Below are 9720 nucleotides of genomic sequence, written 5' to 3'. Positions count from 1 at the left end.
GCCATGCTTCTGACTCAACTCCAGTACTTCGTCGCTCTCGCGCGCGAAGAGCACTTCGGCCGGGCGGCCGCGGCGTGTTTCGTCTCGCCGTCCACGCTCTCCGAAGCGGTGCGGAAGCTGGAAGTGGAACTCGGGGTGCCGCTGGTGCGCCGCGGACACGCCTTTGAGGGGCTCACCCCTGAAGGCGAGATGGCGCTGACCTGGGCCCGCCGGGTGGTCTCGGACCAGGAGGCGCTGTCCGCCGAGATCGCCGCGGCCCGTGGTCAGCTGACCGGCGTGGCACGGATCGGCACCATCCCGGCAGGCATCGCCCTGGCCACAGGGGTGGTGTCGGCCCTGGCCGATGCCCACCCGCTGGTGCGGGCCACCGTGCAGTCCGGCCTGAACAGCGAGGACGTGGTGGCGCGGCTGAGGGCCTTCGAGCTCGACGCCGGGATCATCCACCCGTCCGCGGCGGATGGCCCGGATCTGGTGACGGTTCCGTTGGGGGAAGTCACCAATGTGGTGGCGGCCGCCCCGGGCATGTTCCCCGAGGATCTGGAGGCGGTGACCGGCCGGATGCTCTCCGAGGTTCCTCTGGGCCTGCTCGCCACCGAGATGCGGGCCCGGCAGATCGCCGATGAGGTCTGGCGGGCCGCCGGGCTGCAGATCAAGGCCCGTATGGAAGCCGACTCCAACGAAGCGCTGCTCAGCCTGGTCACCTCCGGGCTGTGGGCCGCCGTCGTGCCGGAGACCGCGATCGCGGCCCGCCGCGACGATCCCTCCATCCATGTGCTGCCGCTGATCGAACCGACGGTCTCCACCCCGCTGGCCGTGGTGCGCTTGGCCGGTAAGCCCGCCCCCGTGCTGGTCAGGGCCCTGGGCGCCGCGGCGCAGGCCGTGCTCAAGGACCCACGCCGCGCCGCCCAGGCGCGCCGTTCCCGGAACGGCTCCTCCCACTCCTGAACGACCCCTGCTGCACAGGGGCCCGCCCCTGAACCGCAGAAAGGACCGTCGTCATGCCTGTTCGCCATGTCCCGGGCGGCATGCTTCCCTCCCCACCGGTGAGGAGACCGCCGTGCGAGTGATCATCAACTGCGTGATGCGGCCACGGCACAGCGCACCGGGTCCGAAAGGATGCCCGGTGTGTGTCGAAGCACTGCTGGAAGCCGTGGCCGCACATCCGACTCCCCGCGACGCGGCGGAACGGTTCACCGAGGACGTGCAGCTCGCAGTCGAGGAGACGCTGCGGCGTCAGCGGTGGTGGAGCGCGGCGGACCCCGCGGAGACCGCCCGAGAGCTGATCTTCCTCCAGGCCGCGCGGGAACTCGCGATCGCCAAGACTTTCCTGCAGGATCGCCTGCCCGAGCAGTACTTCCCCTCCCATGCCGCCTACCTGGACTTCCGGGCCGGCGAGTTCGACCTGCCGGGCTACGTCTTCGCCCGCGACTACTACGAGATGGTCGCGCTGCTCGCCGGGTTCCCGCTCTCCCTGCTGGTCGAGCCTCCGACCGGACTGGACTCCGCCGGTGGGCTTCCGCCCGGGAATTCCTGAGGGGCTCTCACAGGCTCTCCCTCAGAGGAGCAGCCTGTGCGAAAGTGGGAAATGCGGGTGAATCGGCCGGCCGAGGGAATTCCCTTCCGCCCCTGCCGGTTCAACCCCTTGGACCTGCCATTCCCCACCGTGAAGGAGTCCTCATGACTACCGTTGCCGCCCTCGCCGCACCGTCCGCCACCGAACCGCTCATCCGCACCACCGTGGAACGCCGCGAACTCGGCCCGCATGACGTGCTGATCGACATCAAATTCGCGGGCATCTGCCATTCGGACATCCATACCGTCCGCGGTGACTGGGGCCCGGTGCCGTACCCCCTGACCCCCGGCCATGAGATCGCCGGCATCGTGGCCGCCGTCGGCTCCGAGGTCACCACCCGCAAGGTGGGCGACCGCGTGGGCGTGGGCTGTCTGGTGAACTCCTGCCGCGAGTGTGAGCAGTGCCTGGCCGGTCAGGAGCAGGACTGCCTGAACGGCAATGTCGGCACCTACGCCTCCAAGGACTTCGATGGCACCATCACCCAGGGCGGCTACTCCAGCCAGGTGGTGGTGAACGACGCGTTCACGCTCCTCATCCCGGATTCCCTGGAGCTCGACGTCGCCGCCCCGCTCCTCTGCGCGGGCATCACCACCTATTCGCCGCTGCGCCGCTGGGGCGCCGGGCCGGGCAAGAAGGTCGCCGTGATCGGCCTCGGCGGACTCGGCCACATGGCCGTCCAGCTGGCGCACGCCCTGGGCGCCGAGGTGACGGTGCTGTCCCAGTCGCTGAAGAAGCAGGAGGACGGGCTCAAGCTGGGCGCAGACCACTACTACGCCACGAGTGACGAGACCACCTTCCAGGATCTCAAGGGCAGCTTCGACCTCATCCTCAACACCGTCAGTGCGAAGATCCCGCTGGACGACTACCTCCGACTGGTGAAGCCGCACGGCGCCATGGTCTGCGTGGGCGCCCCGGGCGAACCGCTGGAACTGAACATCTTCAGCCTGATCGGCGGGGCCAAGGCACTGGCCGGCTCCAACATCGGCGGCATCCCGGAGACCCAGGAGATGCTCGACTTCTGCGCCGAGCACGGCATCGGCGCGCAGATCGAGGTCATCAACGCGGACCAGGTCAACGAGGCTTACGAGCGGGTGCTCGCCTCCGACGTCCGGTACCGCTTCGTCATCGACGTGTCCACCATCGGCTGAGCGTTCCCGGGAGGAAGAACTCATGAAGGTATTCCAGATCGGCGCCGCCGGCGGCATCGGCAGCATCCTCTCCGGGCTTCTCGTGGAGCGCGGGGACCAGGTCACCGGCATGCACCGGAGCCCCGAGCAGTCCGAGACCGTGACGCGCACCGGGGCGGAGTCCGTGCTCGGCGACCTCATCAGCGACTCCACGGAGACCCTGGCCGCCAGGCTGGCCGGGCACGACGCCGTCGTATTCTCCGCCGGGGCCCACGGCACGGGACGGGACCTGACCACCGCGATCGACGGCGACGGCCTGGTGAAGGCCGCCGACGCCGCGGCACAGGCCGGGGTCAAGCGATTCGTGCTGGTGTCCGTCTTCCCCGACGCCGGGCGGGGTGGCGAGTCCCCGAACGCGGGGTTCGAGCACTACATGCGGGTCAAGAAGACCGCGGACGTCCACCTCGCGGGGACGGATCTCGACTGGGTGATCGTCCGGCCGGGAACGCTGAAGGATGAGCCCGGTGACGGCCTCGTCACGGCCGGGCCCGCCATCGAGTACGGGGACGTGCGCCGGGGCAACGTGGCGGCATTCCTGGCCGAGGTGCTCCACCAGCCGGGTCTGAGCCGGGAGATCGTGGAGCTCACCGACGGCACGACGCCGGTGGCGGACGCCGCGGCCGGGCTCGTGGCTCTGCGGGGCTGAAGCGTCGTACCGGCCCGGTCAGGCGTTAACGGATTTCCGCGCCCTGATTCACTTTCTGCGGGGATATTGACCCGCGGAAAGTGAATCAGGGCGCATTTTCGTGCGTCCGGGCGGGCGTGCGGGTGTCCTCGAACGGCGCCCTACACCCGGAATCCGGTGCACGCTTCGTTGCTGCACCCGGAATCGCGCGGGGTCCAGCGGGCCGCGTCGCCGGGGTCCTCGACAGGGACCCAGCGCACGTGGCGGTGCTGCCCGCACATCTCACAGGCGGGGGCGACGAAGCTGGCCCGTTCCTCGGCGGTGTAACTGCGGAAGTCCGTCATGGTTCCTCCTCGGCAGACGTGGACACTGCCCTTTCAGGCTACGCCCGCGCGTCGGGGGCCGGTAGGGCCCTCATTCTGCCGATGCGGGGTCACTTAATGCCTGACAACGCCCTTCGACGCGGCATCAACTGACCCCGCATCGGAAATCACTCCCGGAACAGCCCGGCCAGGTCATCCGCCGTCAGATGGGTGGAGGCGAGGGCCTCGTCTCCGGCCACCGAGTCGAAGAGCTTGGACTTCTTCGCCTTGAGCGCCATGACCTTCTCCTCGATGGTGTCCTTCGCCACCAGCCGGTACACCATCACCTGCTTGTCCTGTCCGATCCGGTGCGCCCGGTCCACGGCCTGTGCCTCGCTGGCCGGGTTCCACCACGGGTCCAGGAGGAACACGTAGTCCGCCTCGGTCAGGTTGATGCCGAAACCACCGGCCTTGAGGCTGATGAGGAACAGCGGCGCGTCGCCCTCCTTGAAGGACCTGATCACGTCGGCGCGCTGCCGGGTGGCCCCATCCAGGTAGGCGTACTGCACGCCCGCCGCGTCGAGCCGTTCCCGCACCTTGCCCAGGAACCCGGTGAACTGACTGAAGATCAGGGCGCGGTGCCCTTCGGCCAGCACGTCCTCCAGCTGTTCGAAGAGCACATCCAGCTTGCTCGACCGGACGCCGCTCAGTTCGGGGTCCACCAAGGACGGGTCCAGGGCCATCTGCCGGAGCAGGGTCAGCGACTGGAAGATGGTGAAGCGGTGCTTGTTCGCGTCCTCCAGGAGACCCAGGATCTTCTGGCGCTCACGTTGCAGATGAGTCTGGTAGGCCTTGGCATGACGCGGGTTCAGCTCCACCGTCAGGACCTGCTCCAGCTTGGGCGGCAGCTCCTTGACCACCTGCTCCTTGGTGCGGCGCAGCATGAGCGGCCGGATCCGCTGCCGGAGCTTGGCCAGCAGCTTGGGATGGCCGTGGAGTTCGATGGGCCTGCGGTAGTACTCGGCGAACTTCCCGGGGCTCGGGAACAGCCCCGGCGCCACGATGGACAGCAGCGCCCACAGCTCCATGAGGTTGTTCTCCAGCGGCGTGCCGGTGATGGCCAGCTTGAACGGGGCGTCGAGCTTCCGCGCCGCCTGGTACGCCTTGGACTGGTGGTTCTTCACGAACTGGGCCTCGTCCAGGACCAGGGCGTCCCAGCTGAGCTTCTGATACTGCTCCAGTTCCAGGCGGAACAGGGCGTATGACGTCACCACGAGGTCCGCCCCGGCGAACTCCTCCGCCGGGTTCAGGCCGCTGCGCTTGAAGGTCTCCGCCACGGCCACGGTCTTCAGCCCGGGCGCGAAACGTGCCGCCTCCATCGCCCAGTTGGACACGACGCTGCTGGGCGCCACCACCAGGAACGGGGCGCGCTGCCGCGTGCCGCCGTCGTCGGTCGCCGGCGGGTCCTCGCGGAGCGAGCACAGCAGCGCCAGCGTCTGGAGGGTCTTGCCCAGACCCATGTCATCGGCCAGGACGCCGCCCAGCCGGTGGTCGTAGAGGAAGCGCAGCCAGCGGAAACCCTCCAGCTGGTACGGGCGCAGCTCGGCGTGCAGGCCGGCCGGAGCGGCGAGGTCCCGCATCGAGTCGTCCACGTTCAGCAGACCGGTGACGCTGCGGCGCCACTCCTTCGCCTGCTCCTCCACAACGCCGATCGCCGCGAACTGCTCCCACAGGCCCACCTGGAAGCGGCTGATCTGCAGTTCCTCGCCGGGACGGTCGGAGAGCGCACGGGCCTCGTCGATCAGTTCGCGGAGCTGCTGGAGCTCCGGGCTGTCGAGGGGGAAGTGCTTGCCGCTCGGCAGGACCATCCGGGTCTGTCCGGACGCGAGGGCGGAGAAGATCTGCCCGAACGCCACCTGTTCACCTTCGAGGGTCACCACGATCTCCAGGCCGAACCAGTCGCGGTCGTCCTTCTCCAGCGTGGAGACGTGGACCACGGGGGCCTCCACGGCCTCCTGGAAATCGGGCACCACGCCGTTCACGTCCACCTCCACGTCCGGGATGGTGCGGAGCTGCGGCAGCACCTCCTCGGTGAACGCGACCGTGTCCATGCCGTGGAGGGTGGCAGTGGGCGCCAGGGCGGGCAGGGTCCAGAGCCCGTCCGGTCCGATCGACGGCTCGGTGGCCAGGGCGGCCACCACTTCCCAGGGCTTGCCCAGGGAGTGCAGGATGCGCTTCTCCTGAGCCTCGTCCCGGTAGCCGGCGTCGGCCGGGTCGAAGGCGAGCGGCTGGGAGACCTGCTTGCCATTGCTCGTGTAATGCCACTCCCAGTGCAGATCCAGACGGTGATCCTTGCGGTAGTCCGCCAGGAGGGACAGCACCGGTTTGCCGATGGTCGGCAGGCGCACGCTCTCCGAGGCCGCCACCACGGGCGCGCCCTGACGCAGGCGTGGGTAGAACTCGCTGAGGAAACGGTCCTCGTCCGCGGCGGGGATGTGCACCGGTTCCGCGGACCGTGCGAAGGCCACCATCTCCGGGGTGGCGGGGGCCAGCGGGGTGAGGACGAGCGTCCCGTCCACCATCCCGCCGGGCACCGATGCCCCGCCGTGGAAGGCGAGCGCAGCCGGGTCGCCCGTGAAGTGGAGCCGCTTCAGATCGAGGTCGCGACCGTGGGCCTCCAGGCGCGGGGCCACGTCCAGACCCCCATCCTCGCGGCGGTCCACCGAGATCTCGAGGACGGCCGCTTCCCGTTCCAGCCGGACACCGGGGGAGCGGGGGTCCGTGTCCTGGATGAAGAGGATCCCCTTGCCGGACAGATCGGCGAGTGCCGAGGCCAGGTGCTTGCCGTTGTACTGGGAGAGCTCCAGCCACTGACCCGCCGGGCCCTGATACTGGCCCGGCATGCGGGAGAGCTCCAGGAATTCCGCCAGCGCGTCCGTCTGTTCGCGGCTGAACTTCCGGTAATAGCTGAGGTAGTTGATGTTGGTCCAGGCGACCTCGCTCTTGATCCACTTGCCGCGGGCACCCATGGACATGGGGCGGACGCGCAGGCCGGAGGGCTCGGCCTGGCTGTAGACCCGGCCGCCGCGGGACACTGCGGGTTTGGGGTCCGTCACCTCGAAGAGCAGGGCCAGCTGCGGCGTCACGGACGACGCCGTGCCGGTGGCCTCCGGAAGCAGGGGCGCCAGGGCCTTCTCCCAGGCCGCCGTGGCCACCTTCGCCGCCGGTGCGGCGGCCGCGGCGCCGTTGGAGGCGGAGGACGCCCCCGGCAGCGGCGCCGGTCCGCGGCGGCGGCGGGCGACGGCGTCGTCGGAGTCCAGCAGCCCGCGTTCCTTCGCGGCGAAGAGGAGGGCGACCACGTGCTTGCAGTCCTGCCGCACCGGGCAGTCACAGAGGGCCGTGAGGCAGACCCAGGAGTCGTCCTTCGGCTGGAGTTTGGCGACGGCGCGGTACGAGCGGGTGCCTTCGACCCGGCCCGTGAGCAGCCCTGTGGTGCGTCCGAAGACGACGTTGAACACGCGTTCCTGGCGGGCATACTCGTAGCCGCGTTCCACGCTGCCTTCGTCAAAGCGCGCGGCGAGGGTGCCCAAGCGTTCCTGGGCCTGCGAGGTGGCCATCCACAACAGTCTAGTGCGAGCGGCACCGGAGCGGTCTGCGAGGTGGCACACAGGTGGTTCCGGCACCCGGGGGGACACACCCGTCCCGCCCCGGTGGCCGGATCCGCGCGGGGCGGAATCCGGGGACGCTGTCAGACCCGGCCGATAGGCTGAGCGGCATGGCATCCACGAGGAAGAACCGCCCCGCCGCACCCCGGGCGTCGGCACCGGACCTGCCCGCGCATCTGGGCGAGGTGGACGGGCTCCGGCGCTACGACGAGGTGTCCGAGAGTGCCGTCCTCGGGCTGTCCGGGGACGTCGACGCGGCCCACGCCCACCTGAGCGAGTGCGTGCTCCGGGACGCTCGGCTGGATCGCCTGGACCTGACCGGCGCCACGCTGACGGATCTGGACGTCGAGGATCTCCAGGTCACGGAACTGGTGGCCCGGAACGCCCGGCTGCGCCGCGTGCGGATCACCGGCGGCCGCATCGGGACCCTGGACCTTTCAGGCACGGAGATCGACAGCCTGGAACTGCGGGACGTCCGCATCGATTACCTGGGCCTGAACGGGGCCGAGGCCAACGACGTCCTGGTGTCCGGCTGCCGCCTCCGCACGCTCGACGTGCCGCTGGCGAAGCTCAAGCGCGTCGCGTTCCACGGCTCCCACGCCGAGGACGTGGACAGCCGCGACCTGGAGGCCACCGACGTCGACCTCCGCGGCCTCGACGCCCGGGTGTTCACCTCGGTCACCGGGCTCCGCGGCGCCACCCTCACCGAGACCCAGGTGCGGGAGCTGGCCGTGCAGATGGCGCTCCAGGCCGGGATCGACGTGAAGGAAGACTGAAGAAGACCGAACCGGGGCTCCGTTCACCCAAGGTTCACCCGCCCGTGACCCGGGACCTCCGGTCACTCCCAGGGACGGCGCGTACGGTCGAAGTGTCCCGTGGACTTCTCGAGTGAGGATCAGCATGACCGACAAGCAGCTCCCCGTCGTCCTTTTCAAGGAAAGCCTTGAAGCCGGCCCCGATGAAGTGGTGGACGGCAACGTCACCGTGGTCAACGCCATGTACCAGGAACTCCTGGGCCAGGCGGAGATCGCCGAGGACGCCCTCCGCAGCTACTACGTGGACTTCTACCTGACCCAGGCACTGGGCGGCGGGTTCGCGCAGTACGTGTTCACGGCCACCGACCGTGAGGAGATTGACGCATACGTCCGTGGCGGTCTGGAAGCCATGGGCGCCACGGCCCACCTGGCCCTCTTCGACCGCACCGCCGCGGCCTTCGAGGCTCTCAGCGAAGACGAGGTGGACGCCTACCTCGACGGCGACGCCGAAGACGAGCAGACCGAGGTCAGCGACGCCGTCCTGGCGCAGGAGGAGCTCGACAACGAGTTCGAAACCCTTCTGGAGACCGAGGACCTCATGGAACTCAACGCCGCGTGGCTGCGCGGACTGGAGGGCCTGCTGGTGGTGGACGAGGACGGACTGGACGCCGTGATCGACGAGCGCCTCAAGACCGTGGACGACCTCGAGGAACGCCGCGCCCAGGCCGAGGCCGCCTCCCTGGAGGACATGCCGGACTTCGAGATCATCATCCGCGAGCTGTGCGATCTCGCCGAGGTGGAGCTGGAGAAGATCACCCTGGGTGACCCCAACTTCGTCTACGAGGCCGAGACCGTGGTGGCCTGGCACTTCCTGGCCGACGGCGAGGAGTACATCATGGTCGAGCTGGACGACGAGGCCCTCATGCTCCGGCCCGAGTCGCTGGAGGTCGTGGCCGCGGTCGAGATCGAAGAGATCGACGACGACGAGCTGGAGCCCGCCGGCGCCGACGCGTGAGCTTTTCGCCGGGACACTGAAGGACATGCTCTGTCGGCTATCCCCGCGGCGTGGTGTGCGGCTTCCGCTATGGCCGGGCCGCGGGGCCCCTTGACGCCGACTCCCGCATGTCCTTCAGTGTCCCGTTCGGTTGACGCGCGACGACGGCGGCGGGTTCCCCTCGTCGTCGCGCGTTGAGTGTGGTGCCCGGGGTCAGGCGGCTGCCTTGCGGATCAGGTCCGCGAGGGTGGCTTCCGTTTCCGGGGTCAGGGATGTGATGTTCCAGACGATCGGGTGCATCGAGGCGCCCTCCTGGTAGGCCGGGTTCACGGATTCGCCGAAGCCGAAGGCGATGTAGTCCTTGCCGGTCTTGATGTAGCAGAGGTCCTCGCCGTTCCGGACGTAGAACGGGAGGCCCCAGCGGACCACCGGCTCCAGGGCGGGGGCGTTCTCACGGATGATGGCGTGCAGGCGCTCGCCGATCTCCGCGTACGGCGCAGGGGCTTCGCGGAGCTTGGCGAGTGCGGCGTCGTCGCCCTTCTTGCTGAACAACATGCTGAGGCCTCCAGGAGATGCGTGGGTTGAATGGGGCGCGGGACCGGGGTCCGGCGGCCGCTTC

General features: G+C 69.3%; 9 protein-coding genes. 6 read left to right on the top strand and 3 right to left on the bottom strand.

Annotated elements, in window-relative coordinates:
* From AB4Y75_RS15375 to AB4Y75_RS15360, 4 genes are all read left to right on the top strand, one after another.
* On the top strand, nt 1–945 hold a 945-nt coding region (locus AB4Y75_RS15375; RefSeq protein WP_441436753.1), incomplete at its 5' end, for a LysR family transcriptional regulator.
* Between the two features lie 178 nt (nt 946–1123).
* On the top strand, nt 1124–1534 hold the full coding sequence (locus AB4Y75_RS15370) for a hypothetical protein (RefSeq protein WP_441436752.1): 411 nt from the start codon (nt 1124–1126) through the stop codon (nt 1532–1534).
* A gap of 143 nt (nt 1535–1677) precedes the next feature.
* Nucleotides 1678–2721: an NAD(P)-dependent alcohol dehydrogenase gene (locus AB4Y75_RS15365; protein WP_441436751.1), complete on the top strand. Its 1044-nt coding sequence runs from the start codon at nt 1678–1680 to the stop codon at nt 2719–2721.
* Nucleotides 2722–2743: 22 nt separating this feature from the next.
* A complete protein-coding gene (locus AB4Y75_RS15360; RefSeq protein ID WP_441436750.1) occupies nt 2744–3406 on the top strand; it encodes an NAD(P)H-binding protein in 663 nt (220 codons plus the stop codon).
* 140 nt (nt 3407–3546) lie between these two features.
* Here AB4Y75_RS15360 and AB4Y75_RS15355 read toward each other — a convergent pair whose 3' ends face one another.
* Complete coding sequence (locus AB4Y75_RS15355) at nt 3547–3729, bottom strand: hypothetical protein (protein ID WP_441436749.1); 183 nt, start codon at nt 3727–3729, stop codon at nt 3547–3549.
* A gap of 146 nt (nt 3730–3875) precedes the next feature.
* On the bottom strand, nt 3876–7304 hold the full coding sequence (locus AB4Y75_RS15350) for a DEAD/DEAH box helicase (RefSeq protein ID WP_441436748.1): 3429 nt from the start codon (nt 7302–7304) through the stop codon (nt 3876–3878).
* A gap of 158 nt (nt 7305–7462) precedes the next feature.
* Here AB4Y75_RS15350 and AB4Y75_RS15345 point away from each other — a divergent pair, with 158 nt between their 5' ends.
* Complete coding sequence (locus AB4Y75_RS15345) at nt 7463–8128, top strand: pentapeptide repeat-containing protein (protein ID WP_441436747.1); 666 nt, start codon at nt 7463–7465, stop codon at nt 8126–8128.
* Nucleotides 8129–8252: 124 nt separating this feature from the next.
* Entirely contained in the window at nt 8253–9122 is an 870-nt protein-coding gene (locus tag AB4Y75_RS15340) for a DMP19 family protein (protein ID WP_441436746.1), read from the top strand.
* Nucleotides 9123–9314: 192 nt separating this feature from the next.
* On the opposite strand, the gene AB4Y75_RS15335 is transcribed toward AB4Y75_RS15340, so the two are convergent.
* Nucleotides 9315–9656 carry a DUF1801 domain-containing protein gene (locus tag AB4Y75_RS15335; RefSeq protein WP_441436745.1) on the bottom strand — a complete coding sequence of 114 codons (342 nt, stop codon included), beginning with the start codon at nt 9654–9656 and terminating at the stop codon, nt 9315–9317.
* Between the last annotated feature and the right edge of the window lie 64 nt (nt 9657–9720).

The organism is Arthrobacter sp. RAF14, assembly GCF_052114185.1.
GTDB lineage: Bacteria > Actinomycetota > Actinomycetes > Actinomycetales > Micrococcaceae > Arthrobacter_E.
The sequence above is the reverse complement of the archived record's forward strand: the minus strand, read 5'-3'. Positions and strand labels throughout refer to the sequence as shown.

Coding starts and splice junctions, on each gene's coding strand:
- AB4Y75_RS15355 (WP_441436749.1), bottom strand. CDS start 3,729: ATGACGGACTTCCGCAGTTACACCGCCGAGGAACGGGCCAGCTTCGTC.
- AB4Y75_RS15340 (WP_441436746.1), top strand. CDS start 8,253: ATGACCGACAAGCAGCTCCCCGTCGTCCTTTTCAAGGAAAGCCTTGAA.
- AB4Y75_RS15345 (WP_441436747.1), top strand. CDS start 7,463: ATGGCATCCACGAGGAAGAACCGCCCCGCCGCACCCCGGGCGTCGGCA.
- AB4Y75_RS15365 (WP_441436751.1), top strand. CDS start 1,678: ATGACTACCGTTGCCGCCCTCGCCGCACCGTCCGCCACCGAACCGCTC.
- AB4Y75_RS15350 (WP_441436748.1), bottom strand. CDS start 7,304: ATGGCCACCTCGCAGGCCCAGGAACGCTTGGGCACCCTCGCCGCGCGC.
- AB4Y75_RS15335 (WP_441436745.1), bottom strand. CDS start 9,656: ATGTTGTTCAGCAAGAAGGGCGACGACGCCGCACTCGCCAAGCTCCGC.
- AB4Y75_RS15360 (WP_441436750.1), top strand. CDS start 2,744: ATGAAGGTATTCCAGATCGGCGCCGCCGGCGGCATCGGCAGCATCCTC.